Source organism: Jejuia pallidilutea, assembly GCF_002973595.1.
GTDB classification, from domain to species: domain Bacteria; phylum Bacteroidota; class Bacteroidia; order Flavobacteriales; family Flavobacteriaceae; genus Jejuia; species Jejuia pallidilutea.
Window position 1 is genome coordinate 106,086 of record NZ_PVEO01000005.1, and the last position, 20,767, is coordinate 126,852.

At 34.4% G+C, this 20,767-nt stretch carries 24 protein-coding genes and 1 pseudogene; 14 read left to right on the forward strand and 11 right to left on the reverse strand.

The annotated features are described in order from the left end of the window. The first annotated feature begins 32 nt into the window (after positions 1-32). The 3 genes from CLV33_RS09580 to CLV33_RS09590 all read left to right on the forward strand — a co-directional run bounded on the left by CLV33_RS09580 (position 33) and on the right by CLV33_RS09590 (position 2,215). The gene (locus CLV33_RS09580; RefSeq protein WP_105473722.1) at positions 33-539 is read left to right on the forward strand and encodes a lipocalin family protein; all 507 of its coding nucleotides are present in this window, start codon (positions 33-35) and stop codon (positions 537-539) included. 24 nt (positions 540-563) lie between these two features. After that, entirely contained in the window at positions 564-1,232 is a 669-nt protein-coding gene (locus CLV33_RS09585) for an OmpA family protein (RefSeq protein ID WP_105473723.1), read from the forward strand. 179 nt (positions 1,233-1,411) lie between these two features. Beyond that, complete coding sequence (locus CLV33_RS09590) at positions 1,412-2,215, forward strand: copper resistance protein NlpE N-terminal domain-containing protein (protein ID WP_105473724.1); 804 nt, start codon at positions 1,412-1,414, stop codon at positions 2,213-2,215. A 272-nt stretch (positions 2,216-2,487) separates the two neighbouring features. On the opposite strand, the gene CLV33_RS09595 is transcribed toward CLV33_RS09590, so the two are convergent. The 3 genes from CLV33_RS09595 to CLV33_RS09605 form a co-directional block, all read right to left on the reverse strand. After that, positions 2,488-4,212, reverse strand: coding sequence for a hypothetical protein (locus CLV33_RS09595; protein WP_105473725.1), 1,725 nt, complete (start codon positions 4,210-4,212; stop codon positions 2,488-2,490). 177 nt (positions 4,213-4,389) lie between these two features. Continuing rightward, positions 4,390-5,058: a bifunctional 4-hydroxy-2-oxoglutarate aldolase/2-dehydro-3-deoxy-phosphogluconate aldolase gene (locus CLV33_RS09600; protein ID WP_105473726.1), complete on the reverse strand. Its 669-nt coding sequence runs from the start codon at positions 5,056-5,058 to the stop codon at positions 4,390-4,392. A 90-nt stretch (positions 5,059-5,148) separates the two neighbouring features. Next, entirely contained in the window at positions 5,149-6,195 is a 1,047-nt protein-coding gene (locus tag CLV33_RS09605; protein WP_045371115.1) for a sugar kinase, read from the reverse strand. 246 nt (positions 6,196-6,441) lie between these two features. Here CLV33_RS09605 and CLV33_RS09610 point away from each other — a divergent pair, with 246 nt between their 5' ends. After that, positions 6,442-7,488, forward strand: coding sequence for a LacI family DNA-binding transcriptional regulator (locus CLV33_RS09610; RefSeq protein WP_105473727.1), 1,047 nt, complete (start codon positions 6,442-6,444; stop codon positions 7,486-7,488). A 46-nt stretch (positions 7,489-7,534) separates the two neighbouring features. Here CLV33_RS09610 and CLV33_RS09615 read toward each other — a convergent pair whose 3' ends face one another. The 5 genes from CLV33_RS09615 to CLV33_RS09635 form a co-directional block, all read right to left on the reverse strand. Next, the gene (locus CLV33_RS09615) at positions 7,535-7,864 is read right to left on the reverse strand and encodes a hypothetical protein (RefSeq protein WP_105473728.1); all 330 of its coding nucleotides are present in this window, start codon (positions 7,862-7,864) and stop codon (positions 7,535-7,537) included. A gap of 168 nt (positions 7,865-8,032) precedes the next feature. Then, positions 8,033-8,422, reverse strand: a complete 390-nt coding sequence (locus CLV33_RS09620; RefSeq protein ID WP_105473897.1) for a rhodanese-like domain-containing protein — start codon at positions 8,420-8,422, stop codon at positions 8,033-8,035. Between the two features lie 7 nt (positions 8,423-8,429). Beyond that, entirely contained in the window at positions 8,430-8,747 is a 318-nt protein-coding gene (locus CLV33_RS09625) for a rhodanese-like domain-containing protein (protein WP_042241821.1), read from the reverse strand. 100 nt (positions 8,748-8,847) lie between these two features. Continuing rightward, complete coding sequence (locus tag CLV33_RS09630; RefSeq protein WP_105473729.1) at positions 8,848-9,465, reverse strand: thioredoxin family protein; 618 nt, start codon at positions 9,463-9,465, stop codon at positions 8,848-8,850. A 6-nt stretch (positions 9,466-9,471) separates the two neighbouring features. Continuing rightward, a complete protein-coding gene (locus CLV33_RS09635; protein WP_042241815.1) occupies positions 9,472-10,005 on the reverse strand; it encodes a TlpA family protein disulfide reductase in 534 nt (177 codons plus the stop codon). Between the two features lie 506 nt (positions 10,006-10,511). Here CLV33_RS09635 and CLV33_RS09640 point away from each other — a divergent pair. From CLV33_RS09640 to CLV33_RS09680, 10 genes and pseudogenes are all read left to right on the forward strand, one after another. Further along, positions 10,512-10,808: a GIY-YIG nuclease family protein gene (locus tag CLV33_RS09640; protein WP_105473730.1), complete on the forward strand. Its 297-nt coding sequence runs from the start codon at positions 10,512-10,514 to the stop codon at positions 10,806-10,808. 43 nt (positions 10,809-10,851) lie between these two features. Beyond that, complete coding sequence (locus CLV33_RS09645; protein ID WP_105473731.1) at positions 10,852-12,258, forward strand: anthranilate synthase component I family protein; 1,407 nt, start codon at positions 10,852-10,854, stop codon at positions 12,256-12,258. 401 nt (positions 12,259-12,659) lie between these two features. Beyond that, positions 12,660-13,229, forward strand: coding sequence for an anthranilate synthase component II (locus tag CLV33_RS09650; protein WP_105473732.1), 570 nt, complete (start codon positions 12,660-12,662; stop codon positions 13,227-13,229). 104 nt (positions 13,230-13,333) lie between these two features. Beyond that, positions 13,334-14,326, forward strand: a complete 993-nt coding sequence (trpD, locus tag CLV33_RS09655) for an anthranilate phosphoribosyltransferase (protein WP_105473733.1) — start codon at positions 13,334-13,336, stop codon at positions 14,324-14,326. Between the two features lie 55 nt (positions 14,327-14,381). Next, positions 14,382-15,161: an indole-3-glycerol phosphate synthase TrpC gene (gene trpC, locus CLV33_RS09660; RefSeq protein ID WP_105473734.1), complete on the forward strand. Its 780-nt coding sequence runs from the start codon at positions 14,382-14,384 to the stop codon at positions 15,159-15,161. A gap of 149 nt (positions 15,162-15,310) precedes the next feature. Then, positions 15,311-15,898 (forward strand): annotated as a pseudogene (locus CLV33_RS17805) (phosphoribosylanthranilate isomerase); the annotation flags it as partial. 33 nt (positions 15,899-15,931) lie between these two features. Then, the gene (trpB, locus tag CLV33_RS17810; protein ID WP_045371143.1) at positions 15,932-17,113 is read left to right on the forward strand and encodes a tryptophan synthase subunit beta; all 1,182 of its coding nucleotides are present in this window, start codon (positions 15,932-15,934) and stop codon (positions 17,111-17,113) included. A gap of 372 nt (positions 17,114-17,485) precedes the next feature. Beyond that, entirely contained in the window at positions 17,486-18,250 is a 765-nt protein-coding gene (gene trpA, locus CLV33_RS09670; protein ID WP_105473735.1) for a tryptophan synthase subunit alpha, read from the forward strand. A gap of 4 nt (positions 18,251-18,254) precedes the next feature. Next, positions 18,255-18,470 carry a hypothetical protein gene (locus CLV33_RS09675; protein WP_105473899.1) on the forward strand — a complete coding sequence of 72 codons (216 nt, stop codon included), beginning with the start codon at positions 18,255-18,257 and terminating at the stop codon, positions 18,468-18,470. Positions 18,471-18,612: 142 nt separating this feature from the next. Continuing rightward, on the forward strand, positions 18,613-18,912 hold the full coding sequence (locus tag CLV33_RS09680; protein WP_105473736.1) for an EF-hand domain-containing protein: 300 nt from the start codon (positions 18,613-18,615) through the stop codon (positions 18,910-18,912). Between the two features lie 68 nt (positions 18,913-18,980). Here the strand turns inward: CLV33_RS09680 and CLV33_RS09685 are convergent, their stop codons facing one another. The 3 genes from CLV33_RS09685 to CLV33_RS09695 are packed head-to-tail and all read right to left on the reverse strand — an operon-like array spanning position 18,981 to position 20,709. Beyond that, entirely contained in the window at positions 18,981-19,208 is a 228-nt protein-coding gene (locus CLV33_RS09685) for a VF530 family protein (protein WP_211297556.1), read from the reverse strand. Beyond that, positions 19,208-19,423, reverse strand: a complete 216-nt coding sequence (locus CLV33_RS09690; RefSeq protein WP_105473738.1) for a DUF6500 family protein — start codon at positions 19,421-19,423, stop codon at positions 19,208-19,210. The genes CLV33_RS09685 and CLV33_RS09690 overlap by 1 nt, the downstream gene beginning before the upstream one ends. Positions 19,424-19,428: 5 nt before the next feature. Further along, entirely contained in the window at positions 19,429-20,709 is a 1,281-nt protein-coding gene (locus CLV33_RS09695; RefSeq protein WP_105473739.1) for a DEAD/DEAH box helicase, read from the reverse strand. Positions 20,710-20,767 lie beyond the last annotated feature (58 nt).

The following is a 20,767-nucleotide window of genomic DNA, read 5'->3' on the forward strand; positions in this document are numbered from 1 at the left end:
ATCTAAAAACTTAAATACTAAAAATAATAATTATGAGATCAATACTATCCATACTTTGCATACTAGTTATATTTTCTTGTTCTGGCGCAAAATCTACAACTACCGCTAATAAACCCAATAAAAGAAACTTAAAAGGCACTTGGGAAGTTACCAATATTCGCTTTGTGGGCGAAGAGGGACTATACAAAGCTATGCTTTTTGATAGTGCCGATTCTGCTTGTTTTAAAAACAGCGAATGGGTATTTATACCCAACAACGCTACCGGTAAATTCACATTGAACCAAACAAGCAATTGTAAAGCCATGACCCAGCGTATTATATGGTCCTTCTTTGAATCTGGAGACAGCACCTACGATTTTCAATTTAAACTTGTAGACGAAAAAAACAAGCCCCTAGCAGATAAAAAAACAGGCTATCGCCTAAAAATCACAGAGCTAACGAACTCTGAAATGGAAACTAGACTAAAAACCACATACCAAGGGCAAGCTTTTGATGTTGTGTTAAAGTTTCAAAAAACATCAGACGACATTAATTTATAAACCCTAACCTTAAAAACAAAAATCATGAAAAAACTAATAAGTATACTTTGTATTTGCTCGGTGTTATCGCTTAACTACAACTGCAAAGCCATACAAAACGCCAACAAATCGCAAAAAGGCACTGGCATTGGTGTTGCTGGTGGCGCATTAATTGGCGGACTAATTGGAGGCAACATAAAAGGCGCATTAATTGGCGCTGCAATTGGTGGCGCAGGTGGCGCTATTATTGGAAGACAAATGGATAAACAAGCACAAAAAATAGAAACGGTATTACCGGGTGCGGAAGTAAAGCGTGTGGGCGAGGGTATTCAAGTTATTTTTGATGATAAAAGCGGGGTTACGTTTGCTTTTAACAGTGCAGACCTTACCACGGCATCCCAACAAAATTTAGATAAAATTGCAGAAATATTTTTAGAGTTTCCTGATACCGAGCTTATGTTAGAAGGGCATACCGATAGTGTTGGTGATGAAAATTATAACATGAAGCTCTCTACCAATCGTGCAAATGCGGTTTCTAAATATTTACAGTCTAAAGGTGTAGCAGCCTCTAGAATGAGCGTAAAAGGTTATGGTGAAACTGCGCCACGATTTGACAATGCAACTAAGGAAGGACAAGCAAAAAACAGACGTGTAGAAATTGGTATAGCTGCCAACGAGGACATGATAAACGATGCTAAAGCTCAAAAAAACTAATAATATTTTGAAATTCAAGTGGTTTGTTTTTACATTACAGGAAACATAATTATTTTAGGCTAAACAAATCAGCTTATTAATACTATAGTATCAGTAGAGTTGAATTCAAAACATCAAAATATAACGATTTTAATAATTGGGTGTGCAATAAACACTTTTCTTAATACAACAACTTAACAATGAAAACAAAAATTTATTTATTATCACTTTTATTTTTAGCGTTTAACTGCAAAGACAAAACCGAAACAAAAGATGCTTCTCCTAGCCCAGAATTACAAAACAGCAGTGAAACGGTACCAGATAGCGCCCATAATAGTAGAAACGCTGTAGATTATAATGGTACTTACGAAGGTATTCTACCCTGTGCCGATTGCGAAGGCATAAAAACTACTGTAACACTTTTAGAGGATGGAACTTTTAGCAGAACCATACAGTATTTAGGTAAAGAAAATGAAGGAACAACCAACGAGGGGAAGTTTACATGGAACGATGAAGGCTCTGTAATTACCTTAACTACAAGCCCTAATGAGACACAAATGTATAAGGTTGGTGAAAATATTCTTTTTCATTTAGATAAAGAAGGCAACCGAATAGAGGGAGATTTAGCAGAACGCTACACCCTGAAAAAAGCCTCAGAAAATGAGGCTATAGAAAATAAAAAATGGGTGCTATTTGAACTTTTAGGGAAAGAAATTAATACCGAAGACACCCCTAAACAAGCTTTTATGCTTTTTAATAGTGAGCAATCTAAAGTTTCGGGCAATAATAGCTGTAATTCATTTAGCGGTAGTTACGAACTAAAGGGCAACGGACAAATAGCTTTGGGCAATATAGCCACAACTAAAATGGCTTGTCTCAATATGGAAATTGCTGCAAGTTTTAACGACGTATTAAATAAGATAGATAATTACACGGTTAAAGATGGTGTGCTGCACTTAAACAAGTCGAAAATGGCAACATTGGCAAAATTTAAACTGCAATAATTAGGCTACATCTTTTAACATACTGTTTGACAAACTCAGGTTATTTTAATCTGAGTTTTTTTTATGATCTACTCAGGTATTTTACACCTTACTTTAAATTGTTGAAAGGCTTAAATATAAACCGTTGAACATTTTTAACCATAAAAATAATATATCTGTTCGCGTAATTTTGAGGTTATCAAAATCAAAATATAGTTTTATTGAAGATTCCGAGCGGAGTTAAAAATTTTATCGAGAATTAATGTATAACTAAAATTAAAGCTTTAAATATATTATTCTACACATTTTAGCTTATCCATGAAAAAGGTGTTGTAAGTAATATTTGTTATTTCTTTAGAGCCTTCTGTTCCCCTAAGTAATATAGATTGTATTGGTGATGTTTCTAAACTAGAAATTTTGGCTTTGTTTAAATTTGCTTTAAACAGGAATTCACCACAGTGAATATCCCAAGAATGGTAAAACGAAACTATTTGTCCATTTTCTAAGGTTATTTTAACACTAGAGCGTTGGTTGGGTAAATAACTAGCACACCCTAAGCTCTCCGATAAATTAAAAAATACATTTGTTTTTAAGCCTTGTTTGTAGAGTTCTACAGTTAAATGTTCTGCTATATTGTAAGCATCGGTTCTTATAGTTCTAATATTATAAAACCTATCATATTCATTAATTTGATAATGACAAGAATCTCTAAATTTAAGTGATGCACTAACATCAGCTTTTTGTTTTTGCAAGACTTCCTGAGCTTTCGATGTCTTAGTGTTTTTGTTAATACTTATATCTTCTTCTTGTTTAGATTCTAACAAGCGTTTACTTGCTTCTAATTTAGCAATAGAATCTTTAATTCGCTTAGCCTTTAATTCTTCAACTTGCTTTCTGGCTAACTCTAATTCTCTTGCTAATTTTTGCTTTTCTGCTTCTTTAGCTTTTGCAATAGAATCTAATTTCTTTTTAGCTTCTAGGGCTTCTTGTTTTTGCTGTTCTAAGGCTTTTTTTAATTCTATTTCGCGTTTTGCTTCGGCTGCTTGTATTTCTGCAATGGAATCTTTTTTTCGCTGTGCCGCTAGTGCTGCTATACGTTGCTGCTCCAACTCCTGCTGTTTAGCCAATGCCTTGGCTTCAGCTGCTTGTATTTCTGCAATGGAATCCTTTTTTCGCTGTGCCGCTAGTGCTGCTATACGTTGCTGCTCCAACTCCTGCTGGCGAGCCAATGCCTTGGCTTCGGCTGCTCGTACTTCTGCAATGGAATCCTTTTTTCGCTGTGCGGCTAGTGCTGCTATACGTTGCTGCTCCAACTCCTGTTGTTTAGCCAATGCCTTGGCTTCAGCTGCTCGTACTTCTGCAATGGAATCCTTTTTTCGCTGTGCGGCTAGTGCTGCTAAACGTTGCTGCTCCAACTCCTGTTGTTTAGCCAATGCCTTGGCTTCGGCCGCTTGTATTTTGGAAATAGAGTCTTGTTTACGTTTTAAAGCCATCTCTTCTAAACGCTTAATTTCCAAAGCCTTTAGTTGTGTTTCCTTTTCTAGTTTCGCTATGGAATCTTGTCTTTGTTTTTCCAGAAGTTCTTTTGCGCGTAGTAGGGCTAATGCTTTTTGACGCTTAGCTTCTTCTAGTTTCGCTATGGAATCGCGTTTACGTTTTTCAGTTTGCTCAACAATATCCTGAATTTTTTTCTTTCTATTTTCTTCCTCCGCTATTAGCTTACGCATTTCTCGTTCTTCGTACTCATAGAACAAATCCATCATATCATCATTAATCTCCAAAAAATTATCGCTAACAAAGCCTACAGCTTCTTCATATTGAATTTTATATATGTTTTGTCCTGAATACTCTAAAACGGTACATTTTTGATTGCTTTTGAATTGAGCGACAACCTTAGAATTAGTGTCAACAGTTTGGTGAATATTGCCATTTTCAATAAACTTGGTCTTCACAAGTTCTTCTTGAGAAAAAGACGTATTTATTAATATTAAGAATAGAAAGATTAAATAGTGTTTCACTTTAAGAAATTTGGGGTTCTTTTTGTATGCAAAAATAGTATTTTTAAGACATTTGAATTCTTAAAATTGCGCCTATAATTTCTGCAAAGTATAAAAGTTTTGGAGTCAATACCAAAAAAAAGCTATTAACCACCTTTTTAGGGCGACTAATAGCTTTTTTGTACATAATAATTATTATTACTTTCTAACCTTTTTAACTATAGCTAGTGCATTTTTAACATCTTGCTCTAGTTTAGCATAATCTTTATTTGCAATAATATCTTTAGAGATGAGTTTAGATCCCATACCTACACAAGTTACACCAGCATCAAACCAACCTTTTAAGTTTTCTTCGGTTGGAGATACACCACCGGTAGGCATAATAGAGGTCCATGGTTGTGGGCCTTTAACGCCTTTAACAAATTGAGGTCCGTAAATATCCCCAGGGAATAATTTAACGATTTCGCAACCTAGTTCTTCCGCTCTCGTAATTTCTGTTAAGGTGCCGCAACCTGGAGACCATAATACTTTTTTACGATTGCAAGCAATTGCTATGTCTTCCCTTAAAACAGGTGTTACTATAAAATTTGCGCCTAAGGACATAAATAATGAAGCTTGTCCTGCATCGGTAACAGAGCCAACGCCCATAATCATTCCCGGTAATTCTGCAACTGCATATTTGGTTAATTCCCCAAATACTTCGTGAGCAAAATCGCCACGGGCAGTGAACTCCATTAAACGAGCGCCACCATCGTAACATGCTTTTAGTACCTTTTTACTTAATTCTATATCTTGATTAAAAAACAAAGGAATCATCCCTGTTTCTTTCATTGCTGCTGCAACTTCTAATCTTGAAAATTGTGCCATTTTTTTTAAATGTTTAATTATTTATTCGTTTAATTATTGAACTGCGAAACGACATTAAACGCTTCAACAGTTCAATATTTAAACATTTTTTTATCTAGCTACTCTACCTGAAGCATCACCACCCATTAATTTTTCCACTTCGGAAACAGTCACTAAGTTGGCATCGCCTTTAATTGTATGCTTTAAGCAGGACGCTGCCACAGCAAAATCTAATGCATTTTGGTCGTCTTCTGGATATTTTAACAATCCGTAGATTAATCCACCCATAAATGAATCGCCACCACCTACACGATCTACAATATCAGTAATTTGGTATTGGCGCGTTTGAAATAATGTTGTGCCATCGTACAATACCCCAGCCCAAGTGTTATGAGATGCAGAAATAGAACCTCTTAAAGTGGTAATTACTTTTTTAGCTCTTGGGAATTTTTTCATCATTTGCTCACATACAGATAAAAATGCCTCTGCTTTAACGTTGTGCCCTTCAGTTTGCACACTAATACCTTCTGGTTTAATTCCAAAGTGCATTTCGGCATCCTCTTCATTACCCAATATAATATCGCAATAAGAAGTTAACTCTGTCATTACTGCCTCTCTGTGTGCATCATCACAATATTTCCAGAGTTTAGCACGGTAGTTTAAATCTGTAGAAATGGTTAATCCTTTTGCACTAGCCGCTTTTAAAGCCTCTAAACAAACATCAGCAGAACCCTGAGAAATTGCAGGTGTAATACCTGTCCAGTGGAACCACTCCGCACCATCAAATACTTGATCCCAATCAATCATCCCAGATTTAATCTCAGACATAGCTGAATGTGCACGGTCGTAAACTACTTTAGAACCTCTAGAAACTGCACCTGTTTCTAAAAAGTAAATCCCTAAACGGTCTCCACCCCAAACAATTTTATCTACGCCAACGCCTCTTTTTCGCATTTCCATCATCGCACATTCACCAATATCGTTTTTTGGTAATCGTGTTACGAAATCTACATCTACACCATAATTTGCTAATGATACCGCTACGTTAGATTCTCCTCCGCCGTAAACAACATCAAAGTTATTTGCTTGAGAAAATCTTAAAAATCCTTGAGGAGCTAATCTTAACATGATTTCTCCGAATGTAACTACTTTTGCCATTGTTTTTATTAATTAAAAAATTGATTATTATTAAAATTTTAGTTTTAAAACCCAAAATCGTTCAAACGTTTGAACTAATTAAAACAAACAAATACTACACTTTATCTTTCCTAAAAATATAATTGTGATTTAGTTTGAAAACTCAAACAAACAAAGGATTTCTTATAAAGTTATAGTTGGTTGTTAGTTAAAATTTGAATAAATACACTATATTTGTTCAAACGTTGGAACAAAAGTATATAAAAATTGGGACATAAAAAAAAAACTACGATAAAAGATATTGCTAATGTCTTAGGAATTACTCCTTCTGCTGTCTCTAAAGCTTTAAATAACCATCCTAGAATAAGCAAGCAAACTAAGGAAGCGGTTATACAAGTTGCTGCAAACTTAAACTACCAACCCAACCACCTAGCCTCTGCTTTAAGAAAGGGAAAAAGTAATTTGGTTGGTGTAATTATACCTAAAGCTAATAGCCACTTTTTTTCTTCTATAATTGAAAAAATTGAAGATATATTGAACGCCAAAGGCTACAACGTTATTATTGCCCAATCTAACGAATCTTATAAAAAAGAATGTAGAACTATTGATGCGCTGCTCTTTACACAGGTAGATGGTATTATTGCATCTATGGCCAATGAAACTGTAAAACTAGATTATTACAACAAGATAAAAGCTAAAGGTATACCGTTAATTTTATTTGATAGAGGCGAAAACGATCTTAATGTTGATTATGTGGGGATTGATGACTATATGAGTAGCCATATAGTAATAGAACATTTGGTTGAGCAGGGGTGCAAACGTATTGCCCATATTGGTGGATTTAGCCATACACGAATTTACAAAAACCGAATAAGAGGGTATATTGATGCGCTTAAAAAACACAATCTCCCTTTTGAAGATAGCTTAATTTACGAATGTAACTTGAGAAAAAACGACGGTAGGGAAGTAATGAAAAAAATACTTGATTTACCAAACAGGCCCGATGGTGTATACATTTCGGGAGATTATGCTGCTTTGGGAGCCCTTGAGGTTATGAAAGAACAAAATATTAAAGTTCCCGAAGATATAGCTTTAGTTGGTTTTAGCAACGAACCCTTTTCGGCCATTGCCACACCCGGTATTTCCTCTGTTGAGCAGCATAGTGAAAAAATTGGTGAACTTGCCGCTAACACGTTTTTAAGACGAATTGCTAATCCGGAAGAGGAAGTAACGCTAAATAAAATGATATTGAACCCTGAATTGATAGTAAGGGCTTCGTCTCTTAGAAAAAGTAAAGGGCACTTAACAAAATAAGTGCCCTTTGGTAATTTTATGGTATTAAAGGATTTAAGAACTTTTTTTAACTAGCAGCTTGTTGCTTTTGCTCTATACGCTCCTTCATTTTTTCAACCTTTTTTTGGTCTTTGGTTGCTCTTTGTAGATTAACTTTTTCTAATCTGTTCAACTCCAACCGTATTTCATCACTGCGCTTTTTAAGTTTAGCTAGCTTTTCTTCTCTAGCTTTTTGTCTTTGTAAACGCTCCTGCTTTTTTATTGCTTCTAAACGCTCTATCTCTTGTTGCTGTTTTTTTAGCCTCATTTTTTCTAGAGCTACTGTTCCGTATGCATAACCGTACATACTTAAAAACAATAATCCTATTAATCCTAATATCAGTAAGCCATTTTCCATAATTCTAAGTTTTGAGGGTAAAATTTCTTAAAATCTCAAACACTTTTAGGGAGTATTTCAAAATTTTAAATAAAACTATAAAAAAGAACTAGTACGTTAAAAATTAAAAGGTGAAGTGCTTAAAAAAAAGTTAAACGCTTTAAAAACATATTTTAAGACGACAAAACACTAATTTGTATTAGCTTTAAAACCTTCACTCCTCCAATTTAACATACCGCCTTCTAATTCATAAATAGAATCGAAACCTACTGCTCTAAATTTCGAAACACTTTTTGCGCTTCGCTTTCCAGAACGGCAATATATATATACTGGCTTTTTAATATCTAATAACTTTAAGCTATCTTCAAAATTTTTAGAATAGTAATTAATGTTTATTGCATTTTCTATGTGGCCCTCGGCATATTCCTTTGGAGTTCTTACATCAATAAGTTGTACGCCCCCTTTATCAATTTTGGCACTGAACGCCTTAGGTTCTAGCAGAATAGCACTCGTATCTGTGTACCAATTACAGTTATAAAGCACTAGGCAACATATAAATGAGGCGAAAAAAATTTTCATAAAAAAATTATTCAAAATCAACAACATCTCCCGTCCATTGCAACATACCACCTTCAAGGTTATAGGCATTTTCAAAACCTAATTCTTCCATAATTTGGCAGGCTTGTCCGCTTCTATTACCAGAACGACAATACACATAATAACTTTTGCTTTTGTCTAAATCTTCTAAAGCATCTATAAATTCTTGTCCTTTATAGATATCTAAATGAACGGCATTGGGTATAATACCTTCAGCTATTTCGGCATCTGTTCTAACATCTAATACAACTGCATTATCATCATTTTTCAATTGCGCTACCCACTCTTCTTGTGTTAAATTTTCCATTTTAATTTTTAAATTTCAACAAAAATAATATTTCTAAAAGTATAGGCGAAAAAAATCCGAAGTATTACACCTCCGGATATATGCTATGCCTATTTTAAAATTAAACCTTAATACTACAACCTATGGCTTTGGTTTTTTTAAGTTCTACTTCTTTTCCTACCAATAAAGCATCAACAGCGTCTTCTAAATATGTTTTAGAAACCGCATCTGGGTTTCTAGAGCTATCATCAATGGCGCCAATGTATTTAACCACCATACCCTTTGGAGTTTTCTCAACCACATAATTATGTGGCGTTTTTGTTGCTCCAAATTTTGGATATATTTTTTGTCCTTCATCTACTAAGTAAGGAAACGTAAATCCTTTCTCTTTGGCTCTTTGTTGCATTTCCTCGTAACTATCTCCTGGTTTTGCATTAGGATTATTAGGATTTATTGCAATTACAGGATAGCCTTTTGGTGCATATTTTTTATCTAATACTATAATTCTATCTTCATAAGCTATAGCATAAGGGCATGTATTACACGTAAAGGTGATGATAAAGCCTTTTGCGTCTTTGTAATCTGACAACGACACCATAGACCCATCGATATTTTTAAGCTTAAAATCTTCTATTACATCACCCACGTCGTAACCTTGATAATTAGTAATAGAGTTTGTAAAAGCACTTGCAAAAATTACTACTGCAAAAACTGAAATTAACTTAAGTATTTTTCTCATCATTTTTTATTTTAATTGTTTTACTTCTGCTTCTAGTTCTTCAAAAGTGAACGATCTTTCAAAAAACTTGCGTTCGTTTTTATTATATATAATTGTAGCTGGTATTGATCCAGACCAAGATGGGTCTATTTCATTAATCCACGTATTTTCATCGTCATCGTTTAATACAATAACCTTACTTTTTAAGTCTTTTTTCTCAATAAAAGGTTTTAGTTTAGAATCGTACATATGCGGAAAATCTAAACTTACCAAAATTACCTCAACACCTTTACTACTGTATTCAGCATTTAATTTTTCAAAATAGGGCAACTCCTTAACACATGGGCCACACCATGTTGCCCAAAAATTAATAACATAGGTTTTATCGTCTTTTTTATTGAGAAAGGTTTTAAGACCTTCAAAATCATAGATTTCTAAATCTACATTAGATTGAAGGGTTTTCTCTTCCTCAACTTCAACATTTTTTAAAACTTTTTCACTCTTATTGTCCTTACAGGATATTGTGAATACTAAAATTAGTAATAAAAGTAAAATTCTCATTTGCTAAATTTAAGTTTAAAATTAAACATTACAACACAAGCAATATACTGTTTAACAAATATTTAAATAAAACTAACTAAAGTTGTTTGTTTTAGCTCTATGTGTTGATGGATACAAAGAAGCAAAATCGAAAGTCCTTCAACTTATAAAGCAACTAACCAACTCATTAAATTATTAGGTAAACTTAGTTTCTAATACAAACCAAACCCCAATAACACCTAGTTATCTTATAAAACTACCATTAAGACATGGCTAATTTTATTTAAAAAAATAAGCAAACAATTGTGTATTTACATTTTCGTTTTTATATTTGACATTCAAAACAAAAAAAATGAAATTTATTTTGAATAATACTTGGTGGTGGTGCTTTCGAAACTAACGTTCGTGAAGTAAAACCCTAGTATATTTAAAACTTAAAATATCCAAAAGGCTTGTCATTCACGACAAGCCTTTTTTGCATATTTTTTTTGTCATTTTCGCGAAGGCGAATATCTCATAATTTATGAATGTTTAATTACGAAACATATTACATATACATCATAACAAAAAAAAAAGATGGTATTTTATATATAGGAATGACAGGAAATATAAAACAAAGAATAACACAATATAAAAAGAAACATACTAGAGGATTTGCTAACAAATACGGGCTAGATATATTGATTTATTATGAAAAATTTAAATCTGCTACAGAAGCGATAAAAAGAGAAAAACAAATAAAGAAATGGAATAGACAATGGAAAATAAATCTTATTAATGATTTAAATCCAGATTGGAATGATTTATCACATTTCTTTATATAATTAAAAAAAATTCCGCCTTCGCGGAAAAGACAGTAACTGATTTATGAAAAAATACAGCCTTTATACGCATCACAAACGTATCTTAACAGATACCATCACGCCTGTTACAGTTTACTATAAGATTCGTGATAAATACCCGAATAGTATCTTATTGGAAAGTGGTGATTATCATAAAAGTCAAAAAAACTTCTCATACATCTGTTTCAACCCCATAGCAACTATAAAGGTTGAAAATGAGGTTATTTCTGAAACATTTCCCGATGGAAGCACTACTTCTATTGAAATAACTGGAGATGTAAATGTAGTTGATGAGATTTACAATTTTACCAAGAAATTTGATACTACATCCGAAGAAAACTTCAAATTCATCAATAATGGTATTTTTGGTTATACGGCCTATGATGCGGTTAGGTATTTTGAAGATATTAAAATAAGTAAGAAAGACGATTCTGTTGTAATTCCAGATATGTATTACGCGGTATACCAAAACATTATCGCCATTAACCATTTTAAAAACGAGGCTTATATTTTTGCCCATTGTTTTGAAGGTGTTGAAAATAATATTGACGAAATAGATAAACTGATTAATGTACAGAATTTTGCGTCTTACAACTTCAAATCTAAAGGAGACATTATATCTAATTTAACTGACGATGAGTTTAGAGCAAATGTAGAAGTGGCCAAAAAACATTGCCAACGAGGTGATGTGTTTCAATTAGTTTTATCGAGACGTTTTTCTCAAGAATTCACAGGAGACGATTTTAACATCTATCGTGCCCTAAGAAGCATAAACCCATCGCCTTACCTTTTCTATTTCGATTATGGGGATTTTAAAATATTTGGAAGCTCACCTGAAGCGCAACTTATTGTAGATGAGGGTTTAGCAGAAATTCATCCAATAGCAGGCACATTTAAGCGCACTGGTAATGATGAACAAGACGAAATTTTAGCTGAAAAACTTAAAAACGATGATAAAGAAAACGCTGAACACGTTATGCTTGTAGACCTGGCAAGAAACGATTTAAGTCGCCATGGTAGCCAAGTAAAAGTAGACACCTATCGCGAAGTTCAGTTCTTTTCGCACGTTATACATCTAGTTAGTAAAGTAACAGGGCAAAAACACAACACTACCTCGACTATGCAAGTTGTAGCAGACACATTTCCTGCAGGTACTTTAAGTGGCGCACCTAAACATATGGCTATGCAACTTATTGATAAATACGAAAAAACAAGCCGAAGTTATTACGGTGGCGCTATTGGTTTTATGGATTTTAATGGCAATTTTAACCATGCTATTATGATTAGAACGTTTTTAAGTAAAGACTATAGATTGTTTTGGCAAGCAGGTGCTGGCTTAGTATCAAAATCTAATAAAGAAGATGAGTTACAAGAAGTATATAATAAGTTAGGCGCATTAACCAAAGCTATTAAATTAGCAGAAGACATATAAGTAGCCCCACCTAGCCTCCCAAAAGGGGAGGGATTTCACTCAATCTCAAAGAGTAGAGAGTAGAGAGTAGAGAAAGTTGAATAAGAGTTTTGATATAAAATATAATTTAATAAAAAACCAACACCCAAATCAATTCGATAGAATTGACCGTCAAGGTGCAGAATAGATGAAGAAAAGCTCCGAGAACAGGAGAACGGTAGTTCGACGCGGAGTTTTCAAATCGGTTTTCTTCTGACAAGAAGAAAAATTCCTCAGCTTGATATGATTTTTTGGTTTTGCTGCGCAATATACTTTCAATTAAAACAGTGTTTTAATTTCAGTAGTGCATCAAGGCAAAATGAAAAGAAATAAAAAAAAGTAGAACTTAAAAATATCCTGAAACAAGTTTAGGATGACAAAAAATGAGCAAAAAAGTATTAGTAATAGACAATTACGACAGTTTTACATACAATCTTGTGCATTATCTAGAAGATTTAAACTGTGATGTTACCGTTGTAAGAAACGATAAATTAGTTTTAGAGGACGTTGAACCGTTTAACAAAATCGTGTTATCACCAGGCCCAGGAATTCCAGACGAAGCTGGTTTATTAAAACCAATTATAGAAACGTATGCTGCTACTAAAAGTATTTTTGGCGTGTGTTTAGGTCAGCAAGCTATAGGCGAAGTATTCGGCGGTTCTTTAGTAAATCTAGACGATGTTTATCACGGTGTTGCCACCAATGTAACCATAACTGTAGATGACGAATATATTTTTAACGATTTAGAAAAACATATAGAAGTAGGCCGCTACCACTCTTGGGTTGTAAACCCGAAATTACCCGAGAGTTTAGAAGCGACTTCTTTTGATACAAACGGACAAGTAATGTCCTTAAGGCATAAAACATACGATGTAAGAGGTGTACAATACCACCCAGAATCGGTATTAACACCCCACGGCAAAAAAATATTAGAAAATTGGGTTAACAATTAGGTCGCAGTTTACAGTTGCAGTAAGCAGTGTTTACTCGACTGAATAAAAAAAATTAAAAGTAACTAACAATCCCCTCTCCTTTGGAGAAGGTTAGGCAGAGGCTTATGAAAGACATTCTTAACAGATTAATAAACCACGAAACCATCTCTACTGAAGAGGCAAAACAAGTTATTGTAAACATATCAAACGATATGTATAACCCCAGCCAAATAGCATGTTTTCTATCGGTTTACATGATGCGCAGCATTACAATAGAAGAGCTTACAGGGTTTAGAAATGCTCTTTTAGAGCTTTGTGTACCAATTAACTTAGTAGATTTTAATGCTGTAGATATTGTAGGTACTGGTGGAGATGGTAAAAATACATTCAACATATCTACCCTATCATCTTTTATAACCGCAGGAGCTGGTGTTAACGTAGCCAAACATGGTAATTATGGCGTATCATCAACATCAGGATCATCAAACGTTATGGAAAAACTAGGGGTGAAATTTTCAAACGATGAAGATTTTTTAAAACGCTGTTTAGATAAAGCTGGCATATGTATTTTACATGCCCCATTATTTCATCCAGCTATGAAAAATGTAGCTCCTATCCGAAGAGAATTAGGCGTTAAAACATTTTTTAATATGTTAGGCCCCATGGTAAACCCATCGTTTCCAAAACATCAAGTATTAGGCGTATTTAATTTAGAATTGTTGCGTTTGTACAGTTTTATTTATCAAAATACAACCACAAATTACAGCATTGTTTATGCGCTAGATGGTTATGACGAGATTTCCTTAACAGGAAACGCTAAAATTGTGTCCAACCATTCTGAAAAACTATTTTCACCAGCAGATTTAGGATTAAAAACCATACAACAAGAAGCGATTTTTGGTGGAAATACTGTTGAAGATGCTGCAAAAATTTTTGTAGATATTATTAGCGGAAAGGGTACAGAAGCACAAAACAATGTGGTTTGTGCCAATGCAGGATTAGCAATTGCTACCAGCAAACAAATATCGCATAAAGAAGGTTTTGAGTTGGCAAAAGCATCGCTATTCTCAGGAAAAGCAAAAGCGAGTTTGGATACGTTAATAGAGTTAAGTAAATAAAAAATTAACAGTCGCAGTCATAGTTTTCAGTTGATGATTGTTGTAAATATAAATTATGGATATCCTAAAAAAAATAGTAGTCGATAAGCGTAAAGAAGTTAATTTTAAAAAAGAATTAATTCCAATTCAAGCATTTGAAATGATGCCCTTTTTTGACAGAAAAACTGTTTCATTATCAAAAAAGCTTAAAAAAAGTAATACGGGGATTATAGCAGAATTTAAAAGAAAATCGCCCTCAAAATCTATGATTAATGAAACTGCAAATATTGAAGACGTAGCTCTTGGGTATGAAGAAGCTGGAGCTAGCGGAATGTCTGTCCTAACAGATGAAAAATATTTTGGTGGAACAATGGACGATTTATTATTAGCAAGAGAAAACTGTAATCTTCCTTTATTGCGTAAGGAATTTATTATCGACGAATATCAAATTATTGAAGCTAAAGCTATTGGTGCCGATGTTATACTTTTGATTGCTGCAATTCTAACTAGAGGTGAGATTAAACAATTTTCAGAATTTGCTAAAAGCTTAAATCTAGATGTGCTTTTAGAAGTACATAACGAAGAAGAATTACAAAAATCTATAATGCCAAGTTTAGATATGCTAGGTGTTAATAATAGAAACTTAAAAACCTTTGAGGTAAGTTTAGAAACTAGTAAAAGTTTAAGCCAAAGCATTCCAAACGATTTTGTAAAAGTATCAGAAAGCGGCATTAGTAATATTGAAGCTATAAAAGAACTAAAACTATACGGCTATCAAGGGTTTTTAATTGGGGAGAACTTTATGAAAACGGATAATCCCGGAGCAAGTGCAAAAGATTTTATAAGCCTCCTCTAACCTGCCTGTCGTTAGGCAGGCTCCTCCAAAGGAAGTGGACGCTTACTTAAATAGAAAAAGAAAATATTATGAAAAGAGATTTACAAAACACAATGCAACAAGCACCCACAGCTATGGAGGGTACTAAGCTTCGGCTTAAAGTTTGTGGTATGAAATACCAAGATAATATTGAAAGTGTTGCAGCACTAAAACCAGATTATCTTGGATTTATTTTTTATGAAAAAACCCCTAGACATTTCGATACTAAAATTCCTAAGATTTCAGATAGCATCAAAAAAACTGGTGTTTTTGTAAATGCAGAAATAGGTACCATTGTTGAAAAAGTTAACGAATTTAAACTTGATGCAGTGCAACTCCATGGCGAAGAGTCGCCATACTTCTGTAGCATATTACGTTCTACAAGTTTATTATCTAGACCCATTGAGATTATTAAAGTATTCTCAATAAAGGACGAATTTAATTTTGAAGTTCTAGAAGCTTATGATAATGTGTGCGACTACTACTTATTTGACACCAAAGGAAAACTCCCAGGAGGCAATGGTTACAAGTTCGATTGGAGCGTACTAAACAATTACCCTTCAACCAAACCCTTCTTTTTAAGTGGCGGTATTGGCTTAGACCAAATAGAAGATATTAAAAAATTCAAGAAAAGTAAAGCGTCAAAATACTGTTATGCTATTGATGTAAATAGTAAATTTGAAACCGAACCTGGATTAAAAAACATTTCAATATTAAGAGAATTCATTAATAAATTGCATAATAAAAAAACGATGAATTATAACGTAGATGAAAATGGATACTATGGTGAATTTGGTGGTGCATTTATCCCCGAAATGCTGTATCCTAATGTAGAAGAGTTACGCCAAAACTACTTAAAAGTTATGGCAGAACCAGATTTTCAAAAGCAATTTGATAAGCTTTTAAAAGATTACGTAGGCAGACCTTCGCCCCTATATTTCGCCAAACGCCTTTCTGAAAAATACAATACTAAAATTTACCTAAAGCGGGAGGATTTAAACCATACTGGTGCGCATAAAATTAACAATACAATTGGCCAGATTTTAATGGCGCAGCGCTTAGGCAAAACCAGAATTATTGCAGAAACTGGCGCAGGACAACATGGTGTGGCTACTGCTACAGTTTGCGCTTTAATGGGTATGGAGTGCATTGTTTACATGGGAGAGATAGACATTGCAAGACAAGCACCAAACGTAGCTAGAATGAAAATGCTGGGTGCTAAAGTAGTACCTGCGTTATCTGGAAGCCGTACACTAAAAGATGCTACAAATGAAGCCATTCGCGATTGGATAAACAATCCCGTAAACACACATTACATTATTGGTTCTGCCATTGGGCCACATCCATATCCAGATATGGTAACGCGTTTTCAAGCGGTAATTTCAGAAGAAATAAAATGGCAATTAAAAGAACAGGAAGGGCGTGAAAACCCAGATTATGTGGTGGCTTGTATTGGTGGCGGTAGTAATGCGGCAGGCACCTATTACCACTATTTACACGAACCAGATGTTGGTATTATTGCCGTAGAAGCTGCTGGTTTGGGTATAGATTCTGGTGAGAGTGCTGCAACATCTGTACTTGGTAAAGAAGGCATTATTCATGGCTGTAAAACGCTATTGATGCAAACCAAAGACGGACAAATTACAGAGCCCTACTCTATTTCGGCAGGTTTAGATTATCCTGGTGTTGGCCCTATGCATGCGCATTTATCTAAAACTGGTCGTGCCGAATTTTTATCAATTACCGATAGTGATGCTATGGAAGCTGGTTTAGAATTATCTAAGCTCGAAGGTATTATTCCTGCTATTGAGACTTCTCATGCCTTTGCTATTTTTAAGCATAAAACTTTTAAACCAAACGATGTTGTGGTCATGAGTTTATCGGGGCGTGGCGATAAGGATTTACAGAATTATATAGATTATTTTAAAATTTAAAATTTGGGCGTTACCCAAAGGGTCGGGCTTTCACGAGTCGCTCTCTGCGAGGAGCTCCAACAATCGCTCAATCCCTAACGCGGGTTGGGATAGTAAAAGAAAATTTGAAGAATATAGTGAGCAGATAACCAACTCCTATTTCAATTCGGTAGAATTGATTGTCAAGACGCAGAATAGATGAAGAAAAGCTCCGAAAACAGGAGAACGAAGTTCGACGCGGAGTTTTCAAATCGGTTTTATTCCGATAATAAATCGGAATAAAAATTCCTCGGCTTGATCTTGATTTTTTGGTTCGTTTTGTATCAAGACAAAATGAACATAATTAAAATATAAGATCCTGAAACAAGTTCAGGATGACAAAACAAAATAAAAATGAACAGAATAAACCTAAAGTTGCAAGAGGAAAAAAAACTATTGTCCATATATTTCACAGCAGGATATCCAAATATCGATGATACCGTTTCCATCATTCAAGACCTAGAAAAAAACGGTGTGGATATGATAGAAATAGGCTTACCTTTTAGCGACCCGCTGGCTGATGGACCAACTATTCAGGACAGTTCTACCGCTGCTTTAAAAAACGGTATGACTACCGAAGTGCTTTTTAAACAACTAGAAGGTATTCGCGAAACGGTTTCCATTCCGTTAATTATTATGGGATATTTTAACCCAATGTTTCAATATGGCGTTGAAGCGTTTTGTAAGAAATGTAAAGACTTGGGCATAGACGGATTGATTATTCCAGATCTTCCTGTGGATGTGTACCATAATGAATACCAAGCCATTTTTGAAAAATACGGCTTAATAAATGTGTTTTTAATTACACCACAAACTAGCGATGAACGTATTCGGTACATAGATTCTGTTTCAAACGGCTTTATTTATATGGTAAGTAGCGCAAGTACTACTGGAGCACAATCTGGCTTTGGGGACGAACAAACCGCTTATTTTGAGCGTATTGGGAAAATGGATTTAAAAAACCCACAAGTTATAGGTTTTGGAATTAGCAATAATGAAACTTTTACACAAGCTACAAAATATGCAAAAGGCGCAATTATAGGGAGTGCTTTTGTGAAGCATGTTACCAAAAAAGGTGTTGATGGTATTGAAGAATTTGTTAATTCAATTCTTAATTAATAAAATGAAATTACTTAACGATTGGAAACTTATTGTGTTACTATGCCTCACATTGGGTTTAGCGCCTTTTTTCCCCGAACCGCACCTTTGGGGTAAACTAAAATGGATTGCTGGCGGCGCTAATAATATGCAACCTATGGATTGGTTTGATACGCTTATGCATGGTTTCCCTTTCTTACTTTTAATACGCTTTGTAATTGTAAAATTTGCAAAAAAATGAACCTTAACCTTATGATGCTGTAACTTAAAATCCTTAATAAGGCAGACATCGTTGTTATAAAAAATATTTAATCTTTCATTTAAACCTTTTTAATTTTTAATAGTCTTATTGGCTATTAATTAACACATTAAAAATTTAAAAAATGAAATTAAATATTGTAAAACTAGGACTGTTAACGCTTGCGTTGTTTGCGTTTTCCTTATCAACTTCTGCTCAAGAAAAAAAGAAACCAAACCCAGAACAAGTTTTTAAACGCTCTGATCTTAATAAGGACGGATCTATAACTTTAGAAGAGTTTAAAAACACAAAGCGTAAAAAAGAAGTTGCAGAAGAAGTGCTTGAAAAAAGATTTAACAGAATGGATGCCGATAAAGACGGTTTAGTAACACTAGACGAGCTTAAAGCTAGTTTTGCTAAAGCTAAAAAGAAAAACAAGGACTAAGTTTTTTTAAAAAACAGAAAACCATTAATAAGCTTTTGTTAATGGTTTTTTTATACCGTAAGATAGTGCTAAGCATTTTTACGTTTTAACATCTTTAAATACATAGTTTCCACCTTGGTTCTTGCCCAAGGTGTACGTCGCAAAAACTTTAAACTAGATTTCACAGAAGGATTATCTGTAAAACACTTAATTTTTACAATATAACCCATGTATTCCCAACCGTAATGCGCTACTAAATCGTTAATAATCTGTTCAAGTTTTACACCATGAAGCGGATTGTTTGGTTGAGATTCCATTATAACTTTTCAACTAAATTTTTAATTTTTAAGGCCTTTTCAAAATGGTCCAGTTTATGGGTTTTAATCCACCAAGTGGCGGCTTCCATAAGTAGTTCTGAATTATCATTTTTATTTTTAAAAAACGCGTAAAAAGACACACCAACATGCGCGCCTTTTGCAGCTATCTTTTTATCGCAAACTTCAATAATTTTTTCTTTTAAAACCTTCTGCATCTATGCTAATTGCGCCTATCACTATTACGCTTAGGACGTCTAGACTTATTGTTTCGGTTAGAGTTTCTATTAGAGTTGCGCGAATTATTTGAATTGCCCCGGCTTCTATTCTGTCGCCCTTGCCCTTGTTTTATTGGGACTGTAGAGGCATTAGGGTCGGGTTCAAAACCTTCAACTACTTCAACAGGCAATTTCATTTCAATTAACTTTTCAATATCCTTTAAAAAAGTTGTTTCGTCTGCACTAACCAACGACAACGCCTCACCACTGGCTCCTGCTCTACCAGTTCTGCCAATTCTATGTACATAATCTTCAGAAATATTAGGCAATTCAAAATTAATAACATGAGGCAATAACGGAATATCCAGTCCGCGAGCTGCAATATCAGTAGCTACTAAAACCCTAATCTTTGCAGTTTTAAAGCCTGCTAAAGCTTTTGTTCTAGCGCCTTGGCTTTTATTACCATGAATAGCTGCCGCTGTTATGCCAGACTTTACCATTTTTTCGCATAACCTATTCGCTCCGTGCTTTGTTCTTGTAAAAACCAAAACCTGTTTCCAATTACCTTCAGAAATTAACTTTATAATTAAATCTGTCTTTTTTGCTTTGGCTACACGATAAACTTTCTGGCTTATAGCTTCAACAGTGGTGTTTTCTGGTGTGGCTTCTACCTGAATAGGATAATTTAAAATTCCATGTGCTAACTTTTTAATATCTTTTGAAAACGTTGCAGAAAACATCAAGTTTTGACGTTTTTCAGGCATCATAGCAATTACCTTTTCAATATCCCTTAAAAAGCCCATATCCAACATTCTGTCTGCTTCATCTAAAACAAAAATCTCTACTCGCTTTAAGGATAGTAACCCTTGATTTTGCAAATCTAACAAACGCCCTGGTGTAGCCACCAAAATATCGATACCTTGGCGAATAGCTGAAGCTTGGGGCTTTTGATTAACACCGCCAAAAATTACAGCACTTCTTAAGTTTAAAAACTCGCTATACTCCTTAACATTGGCGTATACTTGCGCTGCCAATTCTCGTGTTGGCGTTAAAATTAGTGCCCTAATGGGCCTATATTTTTCTTTTGGATTTTCTGATAGCAAATGTAAAAGCGGCAATGTAAAACCTGCGGTTTTGCCTGTTCCTGTTTGTGCCGATGCTAATACATCCTTACCTTCTAAAACCGGGGGAATTGCTTTTTGCTGAATAGGACTTGGGGTAGTGTATCCTTTTTTGCTAACTGCTTTTAGCAAGGCTTCGGACAAGCCTAAAGATTGAAATGACATAAATAGTGTTTAGTAAACCCAATATTGGGCATTAATGAGATTATAAACTGCTATGAAT